General features: G+C 36.7%; 24 protein-coding genes and 1 pseudogene. 17 read left to right on the top strand and 8 right to left on the bottom strand.

The window, feature by feature from the left end; all coding sequences use genetic code 11:
• Positions 1-192: 192 nt before the first annotated feature.
• Together ACE3RB_RS01745 and pdhA are read right to left on the bottom strand one after the other, a co-directional pair.
• A complete protein-coding gene (locus ACE3RB_RS01745; protein ID WP_374462605.1) occupies positions 193-1,794 on the bottom strand; it encodes a 2-oxo acid dehydrogenase subunit E2 in 1,602 nt (533 codons plus the stop codon).
• A gap of 108 nt (positions 1,795-1,902) precedes the next feature.
• Positions 1,903-2,904, bottom strand: a complete 1,002-nt coding sequence (gene pdhA, locus ACE3RB_RS01750; protein WP_002979899.1) for a pyruvate dehydrogenase (acetyl-transferring) E1 component subunit alpha — start codon at positions 2,902-2,904, stop codon at positions 1,903-1,905.
• 543 nt (positions 2,905-3,447) lie between these two features.
• Between pdhA and ACE3RB_RS01755 the strand changes: the two genes are divergently transcribed.
• Genes ACE3RB_RS01755 through ACE3RB_RS01765 form a run of 3 tightly spaced genes read left to right on the top strand, consistent with a single transcriptional unit; the run spans position 3,448 to position 6,353 of the window.
• A complete protein-coding gene (locus ACE3RB_RS01755; protein WP_374462606.1) occupies positions 3,448-4,050 on the top strand; it encodes a phosphatase PAP2 family protein in 603 nt (200 codons plus the stop codon).
• Positions 4,051-4,058: 8 nt separating this feature from the next.
• The gene (locus ACE3RB_RS01760; RefSeq protein WP_374462607.1) at positions 4,059-4,544 is read left to right on the top strand and encodes a BlaI/MecI/CopY family transcriptional regulator; all 486 of its coding nucleotides are present in this window, start codon (positions 4,059-4,061) and stop codon (positions 4,542-4,544) included.
• Positions 4,545-4,568: 24 nt separating this feature from the next.
• Positions 4,569-6,353, top strand: coding sequence for a DUF4153 domain-containing protein (locus ACE3RB_RS01765; protein WP_374462608.1), 1,785 nt, complete (start codon positions 4,569-4,571; stop codon positions 6,351-6,353).
• 163 nt (positions 6,354-6,516) lie between these two features.
• On the opposite strand, the gene ACE3RB_RS01770 is transcribed toward ACE3RB_RS01765, so the two are convergent.
• The gene (locus ACE3RB_RS01770) at positions 6,517-6,867 is read right to left on the bottom strand and encodes an RNA-binding protein (protein WP_002979907.1); all 351 of its coding nucleotides are present in this window, start codon (positions 6,865-6,867) and stop codon (positions 6,517-6,519) included.
• Between the two features lie 294 nt (positions 6,868-7,161).
• Here ACE3RB_RS01770 and ACE3RB_RS01775 point away from each other — a divergent pair, with 294 nt between their 5' ends.
• The 10 genes from ACE3RB_RS01775 (at position 7,162) to ACE3RB_RS01820 (ending at position 17,920) form a co-directional block, all read left to right on the top strand.
• Positions 7,162-7,575, top strand: coding sequence for a DUF6157 family protein (locus ACE3RB_RS01775; RefSeq protein ID WP_374462609.1), 414 nt, complete (start codon positions 7,162-7,164; stop codon positions 7,573-7,575).
• A gap of 95 nt (positions 7,576-7,670) precedes the next feature.
• On the top strand, positions 7,671-8,066 hold the full coding sequence (locus tag ACE3RB_RS01780; protein WP_002979911.1) for an acyl-CoA thioesterase: 396 nt from the start codon (positions 7,671-7,673) through the stop codon (positions 8,064-8,066).
• Complete coding sequence (locus ACE3RB_RS01785; protein ID WP_374462610.1) at positions 8,063-8,623, top strand: helix-turn-helix domain-containing protein; 561 nt, start codon at positions 8,063-8,065, stop codon at positions 8,621-8,623. Before ACE3RB_RS01780 ends, ACE3RB_RS01785 begins: the two co-directional genes overlap by 4 nt.
• Positions 8,624-8,841: 218 nt before the next feature.
• Entirely contained in the window at positions 8,842-11,709 is a 2,868-nt protein-coding gene (locus ACE3RB_RS01790; RefSeq protein ID WP_374462611.1) for a heavy metal translocating P-type ATPase, read from the top strand.
• A gap of 4 nt (positions 11,710-11,713) precedes the next feature.
• Positions 11,714-12,442, top strand: a complete 729-nt coding sequence (locus ACE3RB_RS01795; RefSeq protein WP_374462612.1) for a DUF72 domain-containing protein — start codon at positions 11,714-11,716, stop codon at positions 12,440-12,442.
• 280 nt (positions 12,443-12,722) lie between these two features.
• On the top strand, positions 12,723-13,589 hold the full coding sequence (locus ACE3RB_RS01800; RefSeq protein ID WP_374462613.1) for a polysaccharide deacetylase family protein: 867 nt from the start codon (positions 12,723-12,725) through the stop codon (positions 13,587-13,589).
• A 64-nt stretch (positions 13,590-13,653) separates the two neighbouring features.
• Entirely contained in the window at positions 13,654-14,313 is a 660-nt protein-coding gene (locus tag ACE3RB_RS01805; protein WP_374462614.1) for a YggS family pyridoxal phosphate-dependent enzyme, read from the top strand.
• A 56-nt stretch (positions 14,314-14,369) separates the two neighbouring features.
• Positions 14,370-15,554 (top strand): sigma-54 dependent transcriptional regulator, encoded by a 1,185-nt coding sequence (locus tag ACE3RB_RS01810; protein WP_002979922.1) that lies wholly within the window; start codon positions 14,370-14,372, stop codon positions 15,552-15,554.
• 100 nt (positions 15,555-15,654) lie between these two features.
• Entirely contained in the window at positions 15,655-17,031 is a 1,377-nt protein-coding gene (locus ACE3RB_RS01815) for an MATE family efflux transporter (RefSeq protein ID WP_374462615.1), read from the top strand.
• 67 nt (positions 17,032-17,098) lie between these two features.
• The gene (locus ACE3RB_RS01820) at positions 17,099-17,920 is read left to right on the top strand and encodes a GLPGLI family protein (protein WP_374462616.1); all 822 of its coding nucleotides are present in this window, start codon (positions 17,099-17,101) and stop codon (positions 17,918-17,920) included.
• Between the two features lie 42 nt (positions 17,921-17,962).
• On the opposite strand, the gene ACE3RB_RS01825 is transcribed toward ACE3RB_RS01820, so the two are convergent.
• Both ACE3RB_RS01825 and ACE3RB_RS01830 read right to left on the bottom strand, forming a co-directional pair.
• Positions 17,963-18,466, bottom strand: a complete 504-nt coding sequence (locus ACE3RB_RS01825) for an N-acetyltransferase family protein (RefSeq protein WP_374462617.1) — start codon at positions 18,464-18,466, stop codon at positions 17,963-17,965.
• A gap of 283 nt (positions 18,467-18,749) precedes the next feature.
• A complete protein-coding gene (locus ACE3RB_RS01830; RefSeq protein WP_374462618.1) occupies positions 18,750-19,313 on the bottom strand; it encodes a Crp/Fnr family transcriptional regulator in 564 nt (187 codons plus the stop codon).
• A 76-nt stretch (positions 19,314-19,389) separates the two neighbouring features.
• Here ACE3RB_RS01830 and ACE3RB_RS01835 point away from each other — a divergent pair, with 76 nt between their 5' ends.
• A complete protein-coding gene (locus tag ACE3RB_RS01835; protein WP_374462619.1) occupies positions 19,390-20,079 on the top strand; it encodes an HAD family hydrolase in 690 nt (229 codons plus the stop codon).
• Positions 20,080-20,148: 69 nt separating this feature from the next.
• Here ACE3RB_RS01835 and ACE3RB_RS01840 read toward each other — a convergent pair.
• A pseudogene (locus tag ACE3RB_RS01840) lies at positions 20,149-22,550 on the bottom strand (prolyl oligopeptidase family serine peptidase).
• 118 nt (positions 22,551-22,668) lie between these two features.
• Between ACE3RB_RS01840 and ACE3RB_RS01845 the strand changes: the two are divergent.
• Positions 22,669-22,821, top strand: coding sequence for a hypothetical protein (locus ACE3RB_RS01845; RefSeq protein WP_374462620.1), 153 nt, complete (start codon positions 22,669-22,671; stop codon positions 22,819-22,821).
• A 62-nt stretch (positions 22,822-22,883) separates the two neighbouring features.
• On the opposite strand, the gene ACE3RB_RS01850 is transcribed toward ACE3RB_RS01845, so the two are convergent.
• Both ACE3RB_RS01850 and era read right to left on the bottom strand, forming a co-directional pair.
• Positions 22,884-23,312, bottom strand: coding sequence for a DoxX family protein (locus ACE3RB_RS01850; protein ID WP_374462621.1), 429 nt, complete (start codon positions 23,310-23,312; stop codon positions 22,884-22,886).
• A 66-nt stretch (positions 23,313-23,378) separates the two neighbouring features.
• Positions 23,379-24,254, bottom strand: a complete 876-nt coding sequence (gene era / locus ACE3RB_RS01855) for a GTPase Era (RefSeq protein ID WP_002979938.1) — start codon at positions 24,252-24,254, stop codon at positions 23,379-23,381.
• A gap of 223 nt (positions 24,255-24,477) precedes the next feature.
• Between era and ACE3RB_RS01860 the strand changes: the two genes are divergently transcribed.
• Together ACE3RB_RS01860 and ACE3RB_RS01865 are read left to right on the top strand one after the other, a co-directional pair.
• Positions 24,478-25,041: a Crp/Fnr family transcriptional regulator gene (locus ACE3RB_RS01860; RefSeq protein ID WP_312285983.1), complete on the top strand. Its 564-nt coding sequence runs from the start codon at positions 24,478-24,480 to the stop codon at positions 25,039-25,041.
• A 235-nt stretch (positions 25,042-25,276) separates the two neighbouring features.
• On the top strand, positions 25,277-25,609 hold the full coding sequence (locus ACE3RB_RS01865; protein ID WP_374462622.1) for a multidrug efflux SMR transporter: 333 nt from the start codon (positions 25,277-25,279) through the stop codon (positions 25,607-25,609).
• Positions 25,610-25,740 lie beyond the last annotated feature (131 nt).

A 25,740-nucleotide genomic window follows, 5' to 3' on the forward strand; every position in this document is an offset into this window, starting at 1 on the left:
TTTTATTTTAGTTTTACTTCCATTCGATTTTTCTGATCCATTTATATCAGTCTTTTCTATTAATTTTTTTAATTATTTCCTTCAGTTTTTTGGCAAAAAACTTACAGGTTTTATTTTTTATTGGACATCTGAATTTCAGTTCACAAAAAAACCTCCCGGTTTGGGAGGTTTTTATTATTTTCAATTCAGAAATTACAGTAACAATGTTAATGGGCTTTCTAAATAGGTTCTTAATGTCTGTAAGAACTGAGCACCTGTAGCACCGTCTACTACTCTGTGGTCACAAGCCAATGAAAGTTTCATGGTGTTTCCAACTACAATCTGACCGTCTTTAACGATTGGTTTCTCGATGATTGCTCCTACTGAAAGGATAGCAGAGTTTGGCTGGTTGATGATACTTGTAAATGTTTCGATTCCGAACATTCCCAAGTTGGAAATAGAGAATGTAGATCCTTCCATTTCATTAGCTTTAAGGCCTTTGTTTTTAGCTCTTGAAGCCATATCTTTTACAGCTGCAGAAATCTGAGTATAAGTCATCTGGTCTGTATTCTTCAATACCGGAACTACCAATCCGTCCGGAATAGCTACTGCTACCCCAATGTTGATATTTCCTCTGTGGATGATCTTATCCCCTGCCCAGCTTGAATTTACCTGAGGGTGTTTTCTTAAGGCAATTGCAGTTGCTTTAATGATCATATCATTGAAAGAGATCTTAGTATCCGGCAAAGAATTGATTTCTTTTCTGGCCTCAATGGCTTTATCCATATTGATCTCAACCATCAGATAGTAATGAGGCGCAGAGAATTTACTTTCAGAAAGACGTTTCGCGATAACATTTCTTACCTGAGAGTTAGGAGTCTCTGTATCTTCACCTTGTACGAAGCTTACTGCAGCCGGAGCAGCGCTTGCTGCAGGAGCTGAAGCAGCTGGTTTCGCAGCTGGCTGATAGTTTTCAATATCTTTTTTAACGATTCTTCCGTTTTCACCAGATCCCTGAATACTGTTGATATCAACTCCTTTATCCTGAGCCATTTTTTTAGCCAGTGGAGAAATTGCAACTCTGTCCGAAGATGAAGTGTTTGCAGCAGGCGCAGCTTTTTCTTCTGTTTTAGCTTCTGCTTTTTGCTCAGCTGGTTTTGCAGTTGACTGACCAGCAGCCTTCGGAGCACCTACAGCGGAAACATCTGTTCCAGCAGGACCAATGATTGCCAACACGGAATCAACCGGAGCAGCACCCCCTTCTTCTACACCTTGCTTCAATAATACTCCATTGAATTCAGATTCGAAATCCTGTACTGCTTTATCTGTTTCGATTTCAGCAAGAAGATCTCCTTCTTTTACTGTATCGCCTACGTTTTTGTGCCATTTAGCTACCTTACCTTCTGTCATTGTATCAGAAAGTCTTGGCATTGTAATAATTTCTACTCCAGCCGGAACTTCTGCAGCAGCAGATTCAGTTGCAGGAGCCTCAGCTTTAGGCTGTTCTTCTGATTTTTTTTCTTCAGAACCAGGACCTGGAGCAGCAGCTCCTCCTGTTAATCCTGAAATATCTTCTCCTTCATTTCCGATAATTGCCAAAACAGAGTCTACAGCAGCAGCACCTCCTTCTTCTACACCAATGTATAAAAGGGTACCTTCTACTTCAGATTCGAAATCCTGAACTGCTTTATCAGTTTCAATTTCAGCTAAAATATCTCCTTCTTTTACTTTATCCCCTACTTTTTTATGCCATTTTGCCACCTTACCTTCCGTCATCGTATCGGACAGGCGGGGCATCGTAATTACTTCTGCCATAATTTATTTTAATTTGAAAATTTAGCAATCTGAAAATTTGAAAATTAAAAAAGGACATAATCTATCACATTTTCAAATTCTCAAATTGTCAAATTAACTCATTATCTTTTAGTTTTCTAATTTGTCTAGGAATGGATAATCTTCCTGAGCATATACATACTCATAGATTTTTTCCGGATCCGGATATGGAGAGTTTTCCATGAACTCAATACACTCTTCAACAAAATCTCTCGATTTGTTATCGATAGTTTCCAATTCTGCTTCAGTAGCCCATCCGTTTTCTAAAATCCTGTGTTTTATCAATTCGATTGGGTCATCATTTTTATGAAGAGCTACTTCTTCTTTAGATCTGTATGGCTCAGCATCAGACATAGAGTGTCCTCTGTAACGGTAAGTTCTTGCTTCGATGAAAGTAGGCCCGTCTCCTCTTCTTGCTCTTTCAATAGCCTCATAAGCAGCTTCTGCCACTTTTTCAGGATCCATTGCATCTACAGCAAGGCAAGGCATTTCATATCCTAATCCTAATTTATAGATATCTTCGTGGTTGGCAGTTCTTTTTACTGAAGTTCCCATTGCATACTGGTTGTTTTCTACAACAAATACAACAGGAAGTTTCCAGTTCATCGCCATGTTGAAAGTTTCGTGTAAAGAACCTTGTCTTGCAGCACCGTCTCCGAAGAAACAGATGTTTACGGCCTTTCTGTCGAAATATTTATCAGCAAAAGCAATACCTGCACCTAAAGGAATTTGTCCTCCAACGATACCGTGTCCTCCGTAAAAACGGTGTTCTTTACTGAAAATGTGCATAGATCCACCCATACCTCCGGATGTACCTGTAGCTTTACCACAAAGTTCCGCCATGATTCTTTTAGGATCCACTCCCATCGCCATTGGATGAATGTGACATCTGTAAGCAGTAATCATACTGTCCTTTGTCAGATCCATTGCATGTGTAAACCCGGCAGGGATAGCTTCCTGACCGTTATACAAATGTAAAAATCCTCTGATCTTTTGTTTTAGGTAAAGAGAACGGCATTTGTCTTCAAACCTTCTCCACATTGTCATATCTTCATACCACTTCAGGTATACCTCTTTAGAAAATTCTTTCATGTGTTAGCTCTTGCTTTTTTATGATGAAATAGTTGAGCAAAATTATGAAAAAAACTTTGTTTTTATTCTATACATAGATAACTTTTCGATTTTTCTGTAAAATCTATTTGCGGGCTGAATGGATTATTCTTAATTTTCGAGCCCTGCAGGTCCCGGTAAAACGGTATTATCCATTATTCTTCATTACTATCACATCTATAAAATATGCCTGTTTATCCGGCTTTTATAAAACAGCAAATAAATATAAAGCATCAGAAAAGATTCATATTCATCCATCAATTTGTTTCACTTTTAATTATTGTTAACACAGCTTTTGGTTATTTCACCAGCTTTCTTTTTTTAAATGAATGAAAGTTTAAGTTTTAAAATTCTTTCCTTACTTCTATCAGTGAATGTAGCAGAGCGTTTAAAAAACTGAGAAATATTTTACTTCCAAAAAGCTATTGACAATCAAATAAGTTCTGCACTATCCGGCTGTTCTCTATCATTGTTCTTACTTGCTTTTTGAGGTTATAGTGGTATATTTGATCATTAAACCTGATTATGGAAGGAAAGAAATCTTCATTATTACACAAAATTTCAAAAATCATCTCTGATTTTTTTAATCCTCTGGTCTCTCTGATCCTGTTTTTTGTATATATGAGCATCAGGGAATATTCCCTTAAAGATTCCATGCTGTATTTTATTCCTGTATTATTAATGATCATTGTGCCGGTAATCATATGGCTGGTTTGGAATGTGAAGACGGGAAGATATACCAACATGGATGTTTCCAACCGTGTTCAGAGAAAAACGCTGTATATATTTATTGCAGTCTGTGTAATCGTCTATCTTATTTTTAATTATATCAGAAACGGATATATCGATCTGGTTATGCTTTTTATTCTGATCCTCCTGTTTGCGCTTCAGATTAGCAATCTGTTTATTAAAAGCTCGATGCACACAGCATTTAATATATTTGTAGCAGCACTGTTTTTCTCACTTGACTGGAAAATGGGTCTGGTATGGCTGGGAATCGCAATTTTAGTCGGAATTACCCGCGTTATATTAAAAAGACACACCGTAAAAGAGGTATTTATGGGAGCTGGAATAGCTTTTATGGTATCTTTTATCTATCTTTATTGCAATATTCAATTTCAACATTAGAATACTCTATGAAAATACATCATCTTACTGCCGCAGAAGAAAACTTTATGAAGCTGTTTTGGAAAATGGGATCTTTCTATCTGAAGGACGTTATGGAACAGCATCCGGAACCGAAACCACATCAGAATACGGTTTCCACTTATTTGAAAATATTAGTTGAAAAAGGCTATCTGTCAACCGTAAAAGAAGGAAGAATCTTCAAATACACCACGATTGTTCCATTGGAAGAGTACAAAAAATTCCTGCTGGAAGAGCTTTCTCATAATTTTTTCAGTGATTCAGGAAAGGAAATCCTGGAACTTTTATTAAGCGAAAAATTAATTTCCCAGGAAGATATGAAAGGCTATTTTGATCTTAAAATCGAAATAAAGCCTGCTAAAACCGAAGAACCAAAGTTTGAGTTTGCTGAAGAAATCTTAAGTCCGAAAAAGGAGAAGAAGGCCAAAGGAAAAGAGAAAGATAAGGACAAAAAGAAGAAAAAGAAAAAAGATTAATCTTACCCTTAAAAACACCAAATCATGAAAACAAAATTCCAGGAAACAGTAAGCCGGGCCTATGAAGTCATTTTCCGGTATCCTATGATTCTGGTAATGGCTTTACTGGCTTCTATCGGCGCCATATGCATTATTGAAACGGAACACACTGAAATAACCTCTTATATAAAATTTACCATTTGTGCGTGTCTTGGGATTTCTCTGATGTTTGCGTTAAAAATGCTGTCACAGAGAACCGGGAAAGAATTACTACTGCAGATTTTCGGTATTATTTTCCTTGTTGGTTTTTACTTCATCCTGCCTGATAAAAAGTATAATTTTACCGAAGTCTACGCTTATATCATTGCTGTTACGGCGCTTCTCTCCCACTTACTGGTTTCTTTTGTTCCGTTTCTGGAGAAAAACAGGGAACTCAGATTCTGGCAGTATAATAAAAATCTCTTTGTCAATATCTTCCTTACTGCTGTATTTACAGGAGTTCTGACCGGAGGGGTTGAGCTGGCCATCTTAGCGGTTGATAAGCTTTTTGACTTTAACTTTCATGATAGAATTTATAGAGACACATTTTTTGTTCTGGCTATTTTCGGAAGCAGCTTTATTTTTCTTTTATTTAATGATAAAGGTTTAAATGACCTTGAAAAAGACGGAACTTATCCGGTTGTTTTAAAGTTTTTCACCCAGTTTATTTTAATTCCGTTACTGCTTATTTATGCAGTGATTCTTTACTTCTATTCCGCTAAAATACTCATCAACTGGCAGCTTCCAAGAGGTTGGGTTACTTACCTTGTCTTAGCATATAGTATTGTTGGTATTCTTGCATTGCTCCTGGTACATCCACTGAAAGAAGAAAACGCAAAATCATGGGTCAGAATATTCTCAAAAGTATTTTACTATACGATTGTTCCTTTAATTATACTGCTTTTTACAGCTATCTTTACCCGAATTCTGGAATATGGTTATACAGAACCAAGATACTTTGTTCTTCTGCTTGCCGTATGGCTGTTAAGCGTTGTTATTTACTTTATTTTCAACAAAAGAGCAACCATAAAATTTATTCCGGTGAGCTTATTTCTTTTTGGTGCTTTTGCTTTGGTTTTTCCTTACTTTAATGCCTTCAGCGTTGCGAAAAGAAGTCAGAAAACGGAGCTTATCCATATTTTAAACCAAAACCAGCTGATTAACGGTGGTAAAATTAATTTCCAGAAGAAAATTACTGATACAATCCGTAATGAAATTGCCGATAAATTTGAATTTCTGGCTGAAAGAAAGCAGGGAGAATTTTTATCAATTTTACTGAATAAGGAAGATCAGGCTGAATTGGCGGCTCATATTGATTTCGGGACATTTTACAGTATACGATATGATATCCAGAACAGATTTTCAAATGTGGATGTCACAGTAGAAAACAAAACATATGAAATAAACAGACTATCTCTTGTTCCTGAAAAACAGTTTGTGGAAATCGGAAACTACCAGTATCTGCTTTCTTTCTACCGCTACAGCAAAGATCCACAAAAACTGAATGATGACCAGTTTGAGCTTACAGACAATCTCATCAAAAAATCCTCATTAAAATTGAGGTTAAATTCCAAAGAGGAAATAGATTTCGGACCACAAATCATTAATCTGTTTGATCAAAACAAAAACAGGCAAGGCATCATAAAAGTCCCTGAAATAGCAATGGAATCTGATTTAGGCAAATACCATGTCAAACTTATTTTCAATGAAATTACACGGGAGCTGTATTCAGATAATAAGATGTCAACCATTTATTATGAAAATGCTTATTTACTTATAAGATTAAAATAAAAAATAGGATATCGCGGATATCCTATTTTTATTAATGTTACTTTATGATCTCCAAAGTGGAAATTATATTGACCATATTAAAGAATATAATCTCAAATCTTTACGGAACCTGATTGGAGATAAATTTCACAAAAAAAGCGGCTTAAAAGCCGCTTCATTATTTTTACCAACGATTTCCGCCTCCGCCACGGTTGTTACCATAGCCTCCGCCTCTGTTGTTGTTATTACCGTAACCTCCGCTTCTGTTATTATCGAAGCTTCTTCTTGGTTTTTCTTCTCTTGGTTTAGCTTCAGATACGTTTAAAGTTTTTCCGTTGAATTCTTTTTGGTTAAGAGATTCAATAGCTTGCTTTCCTTCATCATCACCCATCTCTACGAAACCGAAACCTCTGGAACGACCAGTTTCTCTGTCTGTAACGATTTTAGCTGATGATACATCTCCAAATTCTGCGAATAGATCGTGCAACTCATACTCTTTAGTTGCGTAATTGATGTTTGAAACAAAAATGTTCATTTTAAATAAATTAAAAAATTAATAAAAATTTGGTATATAAAAGAAAAACAACATAAATTAATGAACAAATATTGATTCCAAATATAAACGTATGCAAGATACAATTAAAAATTTCAAATCAAAGCTTTTTTTACATATTTCTCACATTATGTTGAATCCGGGTTCTTAAAACTAACAAATTAAACATATAAATTACTGAAAATAAATAAATTATATAAACTCAAGCCATTTGGTTAAATTATTTAACATTTAAGCATTTATCACAATTTTTTTTAACATTAACGCTCATAAGACATGAAACAGCATACAACCAATTATACCAATACCCTTATTGAAGTTGCTGAAGACTGCCCCGTTTCCCAGGCGCAAATTCCTGCTGAAAAGAAAGAAAAAACACTGGCCAATCTCCAATATGAAAAACTCATAAAGAATCCCTATCAATATTCTTCAGATGATATTATTTTTGAGTGCTATGCAATTAAAAATGACATTCCGGAAAGTGAAAGACAGCATGAAAGAGAAAAGTTCTTCTCCAAAGGACAGCCTTGTCTCCGCTGCTCTCCTTTAGCAAAGCGATACGGATTTGGATTCCATCATAATGCAGAAGGCAAAGTTGCTTTGGTTCCTATGGAAAGTAAAGAATATCAGACACTCCTGAATGATACATCCATATCAAAAACCAAGGCGATGCGTTCCAAAAAGAAATGATTGAGAAAATGAATGATTCTTTTCAGATCAATAAATGCTATTGTTTTGAAAAGATCAGCTTTTAACAGTAAATTTGTACTGCAAATTATTAAAAGATGAACTACCATACAAGAAAATGGGTAAAACCCGAAGATTTAAATCCTAACCATTCACTTTTCGGGGGAAGACTTCTTCAATGGATTGATGAAGAAGCAGCACTCTATGCGATTATCCAATTGGAAAACACAAAAGTGGTGACCAAATTTATCTCCGAAATCAACTTTGTCAGCTCTGCCAAACAGGGAGACATTATAGAAATAGGAATTGAGGCTACCCATTTCGGCTCCTCCTCTATTACATTAAAATGTGATGTCCGCAATAAAATGACTCACCAGACCATTATTACCGTAGATAAAATTGTAATGGTAAACCTTGATGCAGACGGCAATCCTGCTCCTCATGGTAAAACCAGAATTGAATTTGTAAAAGACAGGTTAAACAGCGGCCTATGAAAATTTTCATAAAAAATATGGTCTGCAACAGATGCATTGCGGCAGTGGAAAACATTTTCCGTAAAGCAGATGTGAAGATCAAAGATGTACTGCTGGGAGAAGTTGAAACCGAAACTGATATTTCCCCGGAAAAAATGAAGTCTATAGAGAAAGAACTGCTGGATACAGGTTTCGAAAGAATCATGGATTCTGCTCATCAGCTTGTTGAAAAAATCAAAAATCTGATCATTGCAAAGATCAGCGAGCTGGATATCGCAGAAAACTTCCTGCTTTCTGAATTTTTAAGCTCAAAGCTTCATAAAGATTACAGTTCCCTTTCAAAAACGTTTTCACAGAATGAAAATATCACACTGGAACAGTTCTTCATTCTCCAGAAAATTGAAAAGGTAAAAGAACTCTTGTTATATAATGAATTCAACCTTACTGAAATTGCTGGAAAACTGGGCTACAAAAGTGTTCAGCACCTTTCTACCCAATTCCGTAATGTAACCGGATTTACACCTACAGAATTCAAAAAACTTAAAGAGCATCACCGCAAAGCGCTTGACAGTCTTTAATACCTTTGAATGTTTGAGCGTTTAAGGAGTGAAGGGGTTAAATGTTCCTATTTCACTTAAAAAACGCTCAAACCCTACAACTCTACAACTCTCAAACCGTCTTACTGTTATACTTTCTCACTCTCAAACTCTCCAACCTAATTTTATAACTATTATCCTTAAATTTATAACAACCTTACTCTTCCATTTTGGAAATTTGTAGTATAAATTTAAGAATCATGGAACAACAGTATAAAATACTCGGAATGACCTGTTCAGGCTGTCAGAAAAAGATCTCAAATCAACTGAACAGCATTGATGGAGTGAAAGCCGATGTAAATCTGGAAACCAATACCGCAACCATTACTTCAGACCATGGAGTGAAGCTTTCCATTTTAAATGATGCCCTGGCAGAAATAGGAAAATACAGGCTTGAAGACCCTGGTAATCCCGAAAAAACCTTTATAAAGCCTCAGGACCGCATATCTCCGTCTTCAGTATATTATTGTCCGATGGAATGCGAAGGAGATAAAGTATATTTCAAACAGGGAGAAAGATGCCCTGTATGCAACATGTATCTTGTGCCAATTGAAGAAAAGATGGCTAAAGATCCTCATTACAAACCGGCTTATTCTGCAGCCAATCTTCCTGAAAACTTTAAAGACAGTATTGGAAAATATTATTGTCCTATGTTTTGTGAAGGAGATAAAGTGTACGATGAAAAAGGAGACTGCCCGGTTTGCCATATGCATTTGGAGCCTGTCACTGAAGAACTTGTTCAGAAAGGAGATTCGCATCATTCACATGCTCACTCGCATGCTCACAGTCATCACGACCACCATCATACCCATAATCATGATGTCCCTAAAGTAACAGATGAAATGGCAGGCAGATATTACTGTCCGATGTATTGCGAAGGAGATAAGACCTACGATTCCAATGTGGGTTGTCCGGTATGTGGGATGGACCTTGTAAAATACCCTGAAAAGAAAACGGCAAAATACACCTGTCCGATGCATCCGGAAATTATCCGTGATGAACCGGGAGACTGTCCGATCTGTGGAATGGATCTCGTAAGAATGCCTGACAGCAGTGATGACGAAGAGGATGAAACCTATAATATCTTAAAAAGAAAATTTATCATTTCATTAACATTCACCATTCCGGTTTTTATTCTTTCTATGGGAGGAATGTTTATCAATTTTCCTTTTTCCCATCAGGTTCAGGGATTTATTGAGCTTGCTCTGACTCTTCCGGTGATGTTCTATTCCGGGTGGTTCTTATTAAAAAGAGGCTGGGTTTCCTTTAAAACCTGGAATCTTAATATGTTCAGTCTTATTGCTCTGGGAGTGGCTGCAGCATTTATTTTCAGTATTGCTGCTTTAATTTTCCCGGAGATCATTCCGCACGAAATCCGTGGACATAATCATGAAATTCCGCTGTATTTTGAAGCGGTCTGTGTGATTTTAACGCTTGTTATTTTAGGTCAGCTGATGGAAGCTGCTGCCCATAAAAAAACAGGGAATGCCATCAAAGAATTGATGAACCTTTCGCCGGATGAGGCCAATCTTATGGTGAACGGTGAAGAAAAAAGAGTATTGCTTTCACAGGTAAAAATAGGAGATTTATTAAAAGTGAAACCCGGTGAAAAGATTCCGGTAGACGGAAAAATCACTGAAGGCAATTCTGTTGTGGATGAAAGTATGATTACAGGAGAGCCCGTTCCGGTTGAAAAAAATGTTGATGACAAAGTATCATCAGGAACAATAAACGGAAATCAGGTATTCATCATGAAAGCGGAAAAAGTAGGTGACGAAACCCTGCTTTCACAGATCATTAAAATGGTCAATGAAGCCAGCAGAAGCAAGGCTCCTATTCAGAAACTGACGGATAAGGTCTCAAAAGTATTTGTTCCTGTCGTAATCCTTATTGCCGTGCTTACCTTTGTTCTGTGGCAGTCTTTCGGTCCGGAAGGAAAAAGAAGTTTATTTGCCTTCGTCAATGCAGTTGCTGTACTGATTGTAGCTTGTCCCTGTGCATTAGGACTGGCAACCCCAATGTCGCTAATGGTAGGAATCGGGAAAGGTGCTAAAAACGGAATCCTCATCAAAAACGCTGAAGCTCTTGAACAAATGAACAAAGTGAATGTTCTGATCACTGACAAAACAGGAACTTTAACAGAAGGAAAACCTTCGGTAGAACATATAGAAACAGTTGCCGGTAATCAGAATCAGATTTTAAAGCTGGCTTTTTCCCTGAATCAAAATTCCGAGCACCCATTGTCCAACGCCGTTATAAAAAGAGCAAAGGAAGAAAATATAACTCCTGAAAAAGTAGATCGTTTTGAAAACATTTCCGGAAAAGGGGTGAAAGGAAATATTGAAGGAAAAACAGCGTATTTAGGAAATGAAAGCCTGCTGACCTCGCATCAGATCCAGATTCCTGGGGCTTTAAAACAAAAAGCAGTAGAAGTACAGTCCAAAGCGCATACGATCTCTTATGTCGCACAAGACCGGCAGGTACTTGGATTCATTAGTTTTACAGATAAAATTAAGGAAAGCTCTAAGAAAGCTGTTAAACAATTAATGAGCGAAGGCATCGATGTGATCATGATGACCGGAGACAACGAGAACACTGCCAAAGCTGTAGCTGATGAATTAGGAATCAAACATTTTAAAGCAAATTGTCTTCCTGAAGATAAGCTGAATGAAGTAAAAAAACTGCAGCAGCAAGGAAAAATAGTAGCCATGACCGGTGACGGAATCAATGACTCCCCTGCCCTGGCCCAGTCTGATGTGGGAATTGCTATGGGAACAGGAACGGATGTTGCCATTGAAAGTGCTGAGATCACTTTATTAAAAGGCGATATCTTAGGGATAGCAAAAGCAAAGCTTCTCAGCGAAAAGCTTCTCAAAAACATTAAAGAAAACTTATTCTTTGCTTTTATTTATAATGTACTCGGAGTTCCCGTTGCGGCAGGATTATTGTATCCATTCTTTGGAATTCTGTTATCACCGATGATTGCAGCTGCAGCAATGAGCTTCAGTTCCCTTTCCGTGATTCTGAATTCATTGAGATTAAACTCCGTGGATCTGGATATAAAATAGCATTATGAAAAAAGAAAATCTTTACATAGGGTGTTCGGGATTTTATAATAACGACTGGAAAGGGTCTTTATATCCTGAAAATGCCCAAAGTAAAGATTTTCTTTCTTTATATTCAAAAGCATTCAACACGGTGGAAATCAATTCTACTTTTTACAGAAAACCGACCTCAAAAACGCTGTCAAAGTGGTATGATGAAACTCCTGATAAATTCAGGTTTTTTATTAAAATTCCAAAATCCGTTACCCATCTGAGCCGGCTTGAAAATTCAAAAGAAGAAATCGCCCTTTTTTGCAATCATATTCAGAGTAATCTGAAGGATAAGCTTTCCGGATTTCTATATCAGCTTCCTCCTTCCTTTAAAAATTCCGCAGAGAACACAGAACGAATCATCAACAATATTGATCATGGGTTTCTGAATGTCATTGAATTCCGTCACAGCTCATGGTGGCAAAAAGAAGTATTTGACCTTTTAAAAGACCATGATATCATTTTTTCCGGAGTAAGCTTTCCCGGTGATCTTCCTGAAGATGTAATCATCAATCATCCGGATATGCTTTATTACAGACTTCATGGGAAACCCATTCTTTATAAATCTGAGTACAGCAAGGATTTTATAGATAAACTTGCGGAAAAAATTAGAAACAGAGGGAAAACAGCTTATATATTCTTCAATAACACCTGGGGAACCGCTGCAATTAACAATTCATTGCATTTAAAAAACATTTTAGAGTAAATCCTTATTTGTTAAAATAAAATAATTCCCTGTTAAATGAAGAATATTGAAATCTTAACAAATATAGAGAATAGCTATTGGTTTTGTATTTATAAATGTTAAAAAATAAAGAAAAGAAAACCATAAATCAGCAACACTCCATAGAATTGAAATATCCTTTAAAATAAAGTTCTTAAAATAAGCTTAAAAAGGAAAATACCTGCACAGCATGGCATATAATTTGTTAACTTTCAATTGTTATTTTTAACGATTTTTAACAATTTAAAATTCCATTATTTTTATGAGAAAAATTTTTGCGGGAAAGTCAAAAAATAAGACTTTTCTCGGGATGTTTGCATTGGTGAGTGCAACTTCGGTTTTATTGAACAGCTGTAATTTCAAGAGTGAAGTGAATACTGACCCCGCCGTCAGTTCACAGGAACATCCTGCCGCAGAAATAGTCCCCAAGATGGACGATGAAAGCGTAGACCCGGATAAAAGAGTGATCTACCTTACCTTTGATGACGGTCCCAACCAGGGCACCGAAAATCTCTTAAAGATTCTGGACAAAAGAAACGTTTGTGCAACTGCCTTTCTTGTAGGAAAACATGCCTATGGAAGCAAAAAACAGAAAGATGATCTGCTGCTGCTTAAGCAAAATCCGCTGATAGAACTGGCTAATCACAGCTTTACTCATGCCCATAACAAGTATACCGACTTTTATAAAAATGCCAACGCTGTTGTCCATGATTTTGACATCGCCAAAGACAGCCTGAAGCTTACTGATAAAATAGCAAGAACTCCCGGAAGAAATATCTGGAGGCTTAACAATATTAATGTGACTGATATCAAAAGCTCTACTGCAGCAGCAGACGGTCTTAAAAAAGCCGGCTATAAAGTAATCGGCTGGGATCTGGAATGGAGACCTTCTCAAAAAATGACTTTAAAAGGAAGTCATGAAGCCATGATCAAGAAAGTAGACAGTATTTTCTTAAACGATCTTGAAAAGACTTCAAGACACCTTGTTTTCCTTACCCATGACCAATATCTGAGAGATGCGGATTCCATCAACGAACTGGATCTGTTTATTGAAAAATTACAGAAGAGCAATAAGTTTGTCTTCAGAAAAATCTCCCAGTATCCTAAAATCAATGAGGTTTTAAATTAATAAACACTCCAGGTCTGATATCACTGAACTTTGAACATTCAGAGAATTTTCGGACATTTGTATTATGAGTATTAAAGAGAACTACAACGCTATAAAAAACCAGCTGCCATCTACTGTGCAGCTGGTTGCTGTTTCTAAAACCCATCCTGCATCCGCCGTTCAGGAAGTTTATGATCTCGGACAGAAGGTTTTCGGAGAAAATAAGGTTCAGGAACTGATGGAAAAAGCTCCCCTTCTTCCTCAGGACATCCAATGGCATCTGATTGGCCATTTACAGACCAATAAAGTAAAATATATTGCTCCTTTTATAGATACTATACAAAGTGTGGATTCTGAAAAAGTATTGGCAGAAATCAACAAAGAAGCAGGGAAAAATAACAGAATCATTAAAGTTCTTTTGCAGGTGAAAATTGCGGCGGAAGAAAGCAAGTTCGGGCTTGACATTTCAGAAACCAGAGACCTGTTCGGGAAATATATGGATGGACAGTTTCCTAATGTTGAAATTACCGGCTTAATGGGGATGGCCACATTCACGGATGATGAACAGCAGGTAAGAAATGAATTTTTAATCCTGAAAGCTCTTTTTGATGAATTAAATCAATTAAAAGCATTAAATACTTTATCTATGGGAATGAGTGACGATTTCCCGATAGCGATTGAATGCGGGGCTAACTCTGTGAGGGTTGGATCTGCCATTTTTGGAAGAAGAGACTATTCAAAATAGAATATTTAGGTATAGTTTTTGCTAATAATTGAAACAAAAAATTTAAATTTGCAACTATGCAAAAAATCCTTATAGTAGAAGACGAAAAAGCAATCTCGGGAGTACTTCACAGTATTCTTTCGGATGAACTAACCGATTATGAATTTGTTATTGCCGAAGACGGCCTTGAAGGTTACAAACAGGTAGAAAAAGAAGATTTCGCACTGGTGATTTCTGATATCAAAATGCCTAAGCTTTCAGGAACTGAGCTTTTGAAACAAAGTCTTGCATTAAAACCAGAAACTACTTTTATCATGATCTCAGGTCACGCAGACATAGATTCTGCCGTTTCCTGTTTGAAAGAGGGTGCATATGATTTTATTTCCAAACCAATTGATATCAACAGACTTATTACAAGTGTAAAAAATGCATTGGTAAAGGAAACGCTGAAAAAAGAAAACAAAAATCTTCAGACTGAAAATAAAACCTTAAAGAAAAAAGTAAGCAAAAAATACCAGATGATCGGTACCTCTCCTGCTCTTCAGAAGATCCAGGATATGATTGAAAAGGTAGCTGCTTCTGACGCCAGAGTACTGATCACAGGACCCAACGGTGCCGGAAAAGAATTGGTAGCTCATGCTATCCACAATCAAAGTGAACGTGCAAGAGGCCCAATGGTAGAAGTAAACTGTGCTGCCATCCCATCTGAGCTTATTGAATCTGAGCTTTTCGGACACGTAAAGGGTTCTTTTACGGGTGCTATTAAGGATAAACAGGGAAAATTTGAACAGGCTAACGGTGGTACCATTTTCCTTGATGAAATTGGAGATATGAGCCTTATCGCTCAGGCTAAGGTATTGAGAGCGCTGCAGGAAAGCAAAGTTTCTCCTGTAGGAAGTGATAAAGAAATTAAAGTTGACGTAAGAGTAATTGCCGCAACGAATAAAAATATGCAGAAAGAAATAGAGGAAGGGAAATTCAGGGAAGACCTTTACCACAGACTTTCTGTGATTGAAATTTATGTTCCGCCATTGGATGAAAGAAAGGAAGATATCAAGTTATTGGTTGAGCACTTTGCGGGAATGATTGCTGATGAGCATGGTACTGCTGCAAAGAAGTTTGACGATAAAGCTATTGATGCTTTAAAAGCCCTTTCATGGACCGGGAATATCAGGGAATTAAGAAATGTTGTTGAAAGATTGATTATCCTTGGTGGAAATACTGTTTCAGAAAGTGACGTTGCAAGTTTTGTAAGGAAATAATAAGCTATTATTGACAATATTATAAAAATTTGCAGTGTTACCACTGCAAATTTTTTTTTACCCTTATTTGAATAATAAACTATATGAATCTTAAAATATTATGAGCTTTTTAAACAAAAACTATACGAAAGAATGCCTGACTTTGGCTCTGCCTGTGATGCTTACCCAGGTAGGGCAGGTTTCAGTAAACTTATTCGATAATATTATTGTCGGAAAACTATTGGGTGCCGATGCGCTGGCATCCGTTTCATTGGGAAATGCTGTATTTTTCTCCATATTTGTATTAGCCCTTGGATTTTCATTTGCCATCCCACCGCTGGTTTCGGAAGCACATTCCAGAGAAGATCATGCTACGATCAACTCTGTGTTCAGCCACGGTTTTATCATCAATATGTCTGTCGGGATTATTCTGATGGCCATCTTACTGCTGGGAATGCCACTCCTCTATCATTCAGGGCAGCCTGCCAAGATTATCCCTGATACGGTAAGCTTCTTAAGCATCATGGTGATCAGTATGATTCCGTTTATGGCATTTCAGACCCTTCGTGAAGTATCTGAAGGACTATCATACACAATTGGGGTTACGAAAGCAACCATCATTGCCAATATCATCAACATTGCCTTAAACTATGTTTTCATCAAAGGCCTTTGGGGGATTCCGCCGATGGGTGTAAAAGGATCTGCTCTGGCGACTTTGATCTCCAGAATTTTCATGGTTGTTTTCCTTTATTTTGTATTGCTTAAAGAAAAAAGAACAAGACGTTATATTAAAGATTTCTCTTTAAAAGTTCAGGGCTTTTCAAAACAGATGTTTGATAAAATGGTGAAGCTTGGACTGCCTACAGCTTTACAGATGTTCTTTGAAGTAACGGCTTTCGCCGGAGCAGCATTTATCTGCGGGCTGATTTCTGCCCATGATATTGCTTCCCACCAGATTGCTTTAAGTATGGCTTCTTTCACTTTTAACCTGTGTGTTGGGTTCAGTGTGGCCTCTACAGTAATGATTGGAAGGAAACTGGGAGAACAGAACTTTGTCGAATTGAGAAAAGTAGGAATCAACAATCTGAAGATCGCCTTTATTTTCATGTGCATCTGCGGGTTGGTCTTTATTTTAGGCAGAAATATACTCCCGACCTTCTTCACAAAAAAAGAAGAAGTTGAAGTTATTACTCTGGCTGCAAAATTGATGATTATTGCGGCTTTATTCCAGCTTTCTGACGGAATCCAGGTAACAGCTCTGGGAATGCTGAGAGGACTGCAGGATGTGAAAATCCCATCTATTTATACCTTTATTGCCTATTGGGTGATTACGATTCCTTTGGGATATTTCTTCTGTGTTACCTTAAAAATGGGCGCATTCGGAATGTGGATCGCACTAGGATTAGGGCTGACAGTATCTGCAGTTTTCCTCGTAAAACGATTCTTAAATATGTCGGCAAAAAGAATTAAGCAGAATTTACAGACAAAAACACAATAATACTAAGCGCAGATGTAAAAAACCTGCGCTTTTTTATTATTTTTGGTGTCGATAACCATCTATAGAAATGAAAAAAACACTGATCTTCCTTGCCTTATATGCAGGATCTTTATTTCAATCTCAAACCAACAGGTTTACTTACGAACTTCAGTACCGCAAAAATACATCACAGCCATATATGACAACCTTTATGAATCTGGAAATCAACCCCGGTTCTGTTAAATTTTATGATAAAGACTTTGCTGATTATGATGAAAAAAATAAAAATGCAAAGCAGCAGATTTCCAGATACAGCACAAGAACAGACCAGGTTGTGGAAAGAAAACCGGATTCTTTTAAAAACAACTGGTACAGAGATTTCTTTGATTATTTTGTGGTAAAAACAAATGATGAAATGAAATGGCAGATCATTCAGGAAACCAAAGAATATAATGGCTACAAGCTCCAGAAAGCGACAACAGATTTCGGAGGCAGAACCTGGAATGCCTGGTTTTCCAACGAAATGAATATACAGGAAGGTCCTTACAAATTCAGAGGTCTTCCCGGACTCATCTTTATCTTAGAAGATACGGATCAAAACTTTGTCTATAAGCTGATTAAGAACGAAAAACTTACTACAGACTACGATACCCAGGATTTTGTAGAAACGCATTATGGCAAACCGGCTATACCGATCACCAATCAGAAATTCAATAAATATATTGAAGACATCTACCAAAATCCTACAAGAATGTTTTCCGAGGGAATAAAGAGCGGAGAAAAGACTAACTTTAAAAATGAAACCATAGAATCTGTAGAAGAACTCAATAAAAAAAAGGAAATGCTCCAAAACGGAATCAAAGGCCGTTATATCTATATTGAAAAGGATAAACAACCTGAATTCAACTGATAATAAGATACAAATAAAGCGGCTTAGGCCGCTTTAATATTTTTAATTAATTCTTCTTCCCAATATGACCAGGCTTCTTTCTATTCCATCCAAAACAGCAACATTCGGGAGATTTCCCCAATCTTCAAATCCGAAATGCCTGAAGAGCTTTAAACTAGGTTCATTATGAAGGAAAATAAGGGCAACCAGATTCAGTACTCCGAATTTCTCTGCATTATCAATACAATACTTAAGAATGGTTTTCCCATATCCTTTTCCTCTGCAGGACTCATCCAGATAAATGCTTACCTCTACCGTACCCTTGTATGCTGCTCTTTCGTGAAATGAACTGAAGCTTACCCATCCGATGATATGATTCTGTTCATCTTCAACCACCCATAGCGGCCTGGTCTGAGGATTATGCTCTTCAAACCATCTTAGTTTACTTTCTACAGAAACTTCTTCCATGTCTGCGGTCACCATTCTTGAGGCAACTGTTGAATTATAAATGGCTACGATTTTGTTTAAATCTGTCAATTCAGCATTCCTGAACCTTAATTTTTCCATGGACGAATATTCTGCTTAATTTTACACAAAAATACTAAATTTAGAAAAGCACCCCTATAAATTTACAATTAATTATCCAATTTCGACATTTGTTAGAAACCAACCCCAACAAAATACCACTTATAACATTTGTGGAAATATTTTTCCCAATACGCAAAGACGCAATAAAATTAAAAAACAGAATATTTTTAAGTCGCGAGGATTTTATCTGTGATAAAATTACATATCGCTTTTTTGATTGCTAATAATAATTCGCTTAAAATTTCATTTTTACTCTTAAAAACTATTTTAAGTCTTTTAAGATTCTGTTCAGGCTTCGTACTGTAATTCCCAGGTAAGCAGCCATATTTTCTTTTGAAATTTGAATTCCTTCTTTGGTCTGCATTTTCAGTAATTGTGTTAAAGTATGTTCTGTTGTATAAAGCTGTTGATAAGATGCCCTGCTTGAAGTATTGATAATTCGTTCCGCAAAAATATCCAGCAATAAATTATTCAAAGCAATATCATTTTTAAGTAAAAACCTGAAATACGGAATAGCAATCTCATATACGGAAACTTCAGTTAGTGTTTCGATACTGCATAAGCACGGTGTATTTTTGATCATCTCTATTTCTCCGATAATTTCACCGCTTCCGGAAAACTCTACAATATATTCTTTTCCGTTTTCTTCCGTAAAATAGCATTTGGTAACTCCTTCCTTAATAATCATAGGCTTTAGAATAAACTGCCCTTGTACCAGAATCTGCTCTCCTTTGGGATAAGATTTCAACAGAATATCTTTCCCGCTCTCCTGTTTATGATAAAGCGCTTCAAAATAGCTTAAAAATGTCTGATTGGTGCGTAACATATTGATCCGGGACAAATGTCCTTTGCTTGTTGGGTTTTTATACTGAATTTTGAGATCAGAAAATTACAAAACAAAAATGAATAATCATATCACAACCATTGCATTTGACGCTGATGATACCCTTTGGATCAATGAGCCATATTTTCAGGAAGCAGAAAAGGAGTTTTGCATGCTGCTCGAAAATTACCTTCCACAGCATTCCGTATCACAGGAACTGTTTAAAACAGAAATGCAGAACCTTCATTTATACGGTTACGGGGTGAAGGGTTTTATGCTTTGCATGATCGAAACCATTAGCAGAGTGTCCAATAATACGGCTCCATTGGAGCTGGTAAATAAAGCCATACAATTAGGACAGGAACAGCTTCAGAAGCCCATTGAACTTCTGGATGGAGTTACAGAAACCCTTGAAAGCTTAAAAGGAAAGTACAGACTTGTTGTTGCCACAAAAGGAGATCTTCTGGATCAGGAACGGAAGCTGAAAAAATCAGGATTACAGGAGCATTTCCATCACATAGAAATTATGAGTGATAAAAAGGAGCACGATTATAAAAAGCTTTTGAAGCATCTTGACTGCAAACCTGAAAATTTTATAATGCTTGGAAATTCTATTAAATCAGATGTTTTGCCGGTGTTGGAAATTGGAGGTTTTGCAGCCCATATTCCTTATCATGTCACATGGAGCCATGAGCAGCATGACGTTAACCTGGAACATCCGAATTTTATGGAGCTTAAGAGTGTTGATGAAATTCTGAAATATCTATAATCTTAAACTATTAAGATATATTTTAATCAAAAAAAGAGACTGTTTATGATAAACAGTCTCTTTTATAATTTATTTTTTCAGACACTTTTCAAGGAACTGATCCTGTTCCCATAGAAGGTGTAAGATATTTTCTTTTGCCTGATATCCGTGGGCTTCTTTTGGAAGAAGGACCATTTTTACAGGAGCTCCCAGATTTTTCAATGCCTGGAAGTATCTTTCAGTCTGTAAAGTGAAAGTTCCCGGATTGTTATCTGCATCGCCGTGTATCAGAAGCAGCGGTGTCTTCATTTTATCTGCGTGCATGAATGGAGACATCGTGTTGTAAATCTCCGGAACATCCCAGTAATTTCTCTGCTCACTCTGGAATCCGAAAGGTGTCAGCGTTCTGTTATAAGCACCACTTCTTGCTATTCCACATGCAAAAAGATCAGAATGGGTCAGCAAGTTTGCTGTCATGAAAGCTCCATATGAATGTCCTCCTACAGCCACTTTTTTTCTGTTAATATACCCCAAATGATCCACTGCATCAATGGCTGCTGCTGCATTTGCTACCAGTTGCGGGATAAACGTGTCATTCGGTTCCGTTTTTCCTTCACCAATAATAGGGAAAGCAGCATCATCAAGCACAGCATATCCTTTCGTGGTCCAGTATACAAAAGATCCGTAAGACGGGAATGTGAATTCATTAGGATTCTGGGTGTTCTGTCCTGCTGTATTTTTATCTTTATATTCTGTCGGATAGGCCCAGATCAGTAGCGGAAGCTTTTCTTTTTTTGCTTTTCTGTCATAATTAGCAGGAAGATAAAGGGTTCCTGTCAAGGTAACACCGTCATTTCTTTTATAAGTGATCACTTCCTTGTAAACGTCTTTGATGCTTTCAAAAGGATTTGCAAAGTTGGTTACAGCTTCCGCTTTATTAGATTTAATATTCTTTTTAAAATAATTCGGATACTGGCTTGGAGACTGCTGAGTCGTTAAAATCTCTCCTTTTGAAGGATTAAGAATGTCTACGATGGCCTCTTTGGCATTTTAAGATTAGACGTATAAAGCCTTTTCTTCTTCAATGATTTAACATCCATTTCATCTATGAATGGGTGCTGTCCATCTTTGGCAAAGCCATCTCCTATCAGGTAGGCTTTTCCGCCTTTCATATCCACTACATATCTCCCGTATTGGTTTTTCGTTGTGTTAAAATTCCCGGGATCGCTGTAAACATCCTGGTAATTTCTGTCATCAAAAACTTTAGATTCTCCGTTATTAAGATCTATAAGGTATGATTTTGTATTTCTTGTGTCGTACCAGCCTTCAGAAACAATGGCATAATGATCATTCGTCCAGACTACATCTTCATATCTCTGCTTTGTTTTAAAGAAAGATTTCGGAGCCGCAGTAAACGGTGCTTCCCAGGTAAATATCTCGTCTCTGTAATCTGCTGCTTTAGACTGATCACCTCCGTCCAACGCTTCAGCATAGGTAAGAGTTGCGGGAGCATCATTTCTCCATGTCATGTCTCTTTTTCCTGTTCTTACTGATGAAAATCCTTTTGGCATGATTTCATTTAAAGGAACTTCATTCACTGTTTTTACAGCATTTCCCTTCATATCATATACAATCGTTGCTGATGGAAATCTGCTAAGCGGAACGATATAGGAAAACGGCTTTTTAATTACTGTAGCCATCAGGTAATTTCCGTCAGGAGAAAAGCTTAAGCCTGCAAACATATCCTGATCTTTGAATTTCTTAAGATTTCCTGTAAGATCTGCATTATAGAGTTCAGAAGCTGTAAGCGTTTCAAAGTTCTTTTCGTCCTGAGGATTTTTCAGAAGATCCTGGTAAGTTCTGTTCTGGGAAACTTTACCGTCAGCCGTTGAAACAATCGGGCCTGTAGGAAGATCCTTAGCCGCATCTATAAGGGCAGGTCTGTTTTGCGGAAGTGTTCTGATCAGAAAGCTTTGAGAATCATTATACCATAAATAAGGCATTCCTAAATTGGCATTCAGATTATCAGCTGTAACTTTTTTTGCAGAAGCAGTCTCCATATCTACAACCCACAGCTCTACTCCTTTACTTGTTGTATTGGTAAAAGCGAGTTTCTTTTCATCCGGAGAAAATGAAACATAGGCAATTTTTGGATTGGAAGGCAGATTTTTTACCTGAATCTCATTTTTATCATTGATCTTTCTGATCTTCAGATTGTTTGAGTAGGTCATACTGCTTGAGATATTGGTAACCGGGTTGATTCTGAGCCCGCCAAGCTTCATTTCATTCTGGCTCAGATCTTCCAGTGTTTTATATGTTGGACGATACGTAAAAACTACCCAGTCTTTTTTGCTGTTCATCAGAACAGCCGGAGGTCTTTCATAATCTGCAAGCTTTAAGATCTCAGCAGAAGGTTTCTGGTACGTAATATTTTCCTGTGCATCGTAAAAATTGAGAAATGCCAGAAGGCAAATAGTCAGTTTTATCTTCATATAATTCATTTTCTACGAATGTAGTGAATTTTAACAGATTTCTAATATTAAAAAATAAGACTCTTTTTAGTGTCATATTTATTTTTTTACTACATTTACCTTACAAATTAAAAATAATATGAAAAATTTACGAAAACTAACAAAGAGAAATCTAAAGACTATTATCGGAGGAAATGCTCCATTATGTGATACAGGATATGTAGCTTGTATAGTGGACAGAACACCAACAGGTTCTCCTATATGGGATTGTTTGCCTTCCTGCAGACCTTAAAAAACAAAAAGGCACTTCAAATGAAGTGCCTTTCTTTATTTTGTATTGTTTTACCCTGTCAATTACCAGTCTGAAGCTCTTTTCCTTTTTTCTATCATATGATCCACAGAAACTTTTCCAGCTCCTATTACCATGAGCAGAAGATAAACAGAAAGATAAACCAGTGCCAGTTCTCTTTTTTCAAAAGGATCTGCACCATGCACTATAAAACCTGCAATGATCATGGTAAAAATCAGAAATCCCAGAGCAACTCTTGTAAAAAGTCCTAATATAAGTAGTATTGAACAGACAAATTCAGCAATAACCGTAAGAATTAGCGATATCTGCGGTCCCAGTCCCATAAAATCGAAAAACTCGATTTTACCGCCTTCCAATAGCATCTGAAGCTTTGGAAAACCATGAGAAAGCATTGCAAAACCAACAAATACTCTTACCACCAATAAAACAATATCTTTAGGTATTGAGCCTGAATTTGAATTATTATAGTTCATTTACTAAAAAATTTATACTAAGGTAATAAAAATCTTTTAATACAACGGGATTCCGGGCATTTTAGTTTATCTGTAACCGAAATTTTTGAGATCTCTGTCATTCTTTCTCCAGTCTTTTTTCACTTTTACAAATAAGTTCAAATGAATTTTTTTGGTGAAGAATTTTTCAAGGTCCAATCTTGCTTCAGTTCCTACTTTTTTGATGGCTTCTCCTTTGTGGCCGATGATAATTCCTTTCTGGGTATCTCTTTCTACATAAATAATAGAATCAATAAAAATAATTCCTTCTTTCTCCTTGAACTGTTCCGTAACCACTTCTACAGAGTATGGAATTTCTTTATCATAATTCAGAAGAATTTTCTCACGGATGGTTTCGTTGACAAAAAATCTCTCAGGCTTGTCTGTGAACTGATCTTTATCATAGTAAGGAGGATTCTCAGGAAGTAGCGATTTTATTTTAGGTAAAATAACTTCTGTATTGAAAGCGTTCAAAGCAGAAATAGGCAGAATTTCCGCCTTTGGAATTCTGTTATGCCACTCTTCCACCAATTTTTCAAGACCTGCCTGATCCGTCTGATCTACTTTATTCAGCAGAAGAAGTACAGGTACAGGAATTTTATTCAGTTTCTCAATTAAAAATTCTGATGGTTCTGCTTTATCGGTAACATCTACAATAAACAGGAAAACATCAGCATCCTGCAGAGAGTCTTTTACAAAGTCCATCATTTTTTCCTGCAGCCCGTATTTTGGGTCTAATACTCCCGGAGTATCAGAAAATACGATCTGAAGATCATCTTCATTATAAATACCAAAAATTCTGTGACGGGTTGTCTGCGCTTTCTGCGTTACAATCGCCAGCTTTTCCCCCATTAATTGGTTGAGCAAGGTCGATTTTCCCGCATTGGGCTTTCCAACTATATTTACAAATCCAGCTTTGTGCATAAAAATAATATTACGAACTGCAAATTTAGTAAAACAAAATCGGTCTTTACAGTTAATCTCAACATTTAAAAGAAAAAAGAGAGTTATATAACCTTAAGTGGCTGTAATAAAAGAAATTTTAAAACAGATACAAAACGGATATTTAGCAGGATTAAAAAAATATCCGATTATTTTGTATTGCATTACCTAAAACTGATATTTTTGAAAATTAGAATTCATCTTTATGAATATAGACCAGATTCTTGATCAGATTTACCTTCTTCCTGAAGCATCAAAAAACAGTTTAAAAAAGTATATCACTGAAGTTTCGCATCCTAAAGGTTTCTGCCTGATGGAAGCAGATAAAGTGGTTCCTTACCTGTATTTTATCAGGAAAGGAATTGCGCGTGCCTATTCTTCAACGTCTGATAATGATATTACATTCTGGTTTGGAAGTGAAGGCCAATGCATCTTATCTATGAAAAGCTATGTAGAGGATAAGCCCGGCTATGAAAGTATTGAGCTTCTGGAAGACTGCGATTTGTACAGAATGGAAACGGAGAACCTCAAAAAGCTTTTTAATGAGGATATTCATATCGCTAACTGGGGACGAAAACTGGCAGAAGCTGAGATGATCAAATCCGAAGAACTGATTATTTCCAGACAGTTCAAAACTTCTTTGGAACGTTACAAAGATATTATGACCTATCAGCCTGAATTGCTTAAGAGGGTTCAGCTGGGTTATATTGCGTCTTATCTGGGGATTACACAGGTAAGTCTGAGCAGAATAAGGGCTGAAATTAAGTAGATTGAAAAGTAAAGGATTTAAAAAATTAAAATTCTATGCTCTTTATTTTATGTTTCGGCTAAAGCCAAAGGAGAAGTATTTATTCCTGAAAGCGGACTAAAGTCCGCCCCTATTGATTACGATCACTAATTTTCTTCCAGCTCCCATCTTCCTTTCCTCAAAACATCATTTTTTAACAATTGTAAAATTTTTTCTGCCTCTAAATTCTGAACTTTGCAGTAGAAAAATTTAAAAAATGAATTGGTTAATATTAATTATCGCGGGATTATTTGAAGTTGCCTTCGCATCATGTCTGGGAAAGGCAAAAGAAACGTCAGGAACTGAGATGTACCTGTGGTATGCCGGTTTCCTTATAACCATGACCATCAGTATGGTTTTATTGATTAAAGCGACCCAAACCTTACCTATTGGTACTGCTTATGCGGTATGGACAGGAATTGGAGCGGTGGGAACTGCCTTAATGGGAATTATCTTCTTTAAAGATCCTGTAAGCTTTTGGAGAATATTTTTTATTGTTACCCTTATTGGTTCTGTAGTAGGTTTGAAAGCAGTGTCTTCATCACACTAAGAGGTATAAACTTTTATCTATATTTAAAAATGAAACCGTCTTCGTAATGAAGGCGGTTTTTTGTTTATTTCAAATCTTCATTTTAATTATACTGGCAAAACAGATAAAGAAGAAATTCTTTTATATCTTTA

The sequence above is a fragment of the Chryseobacterium sp. genome (genome assembly GCF_041914225.1).
GTDB lineage: Bacteria > Bacteroidota > Bacteroidia > Flavobacteriales > Weeksellaceae > Chryseobacterium.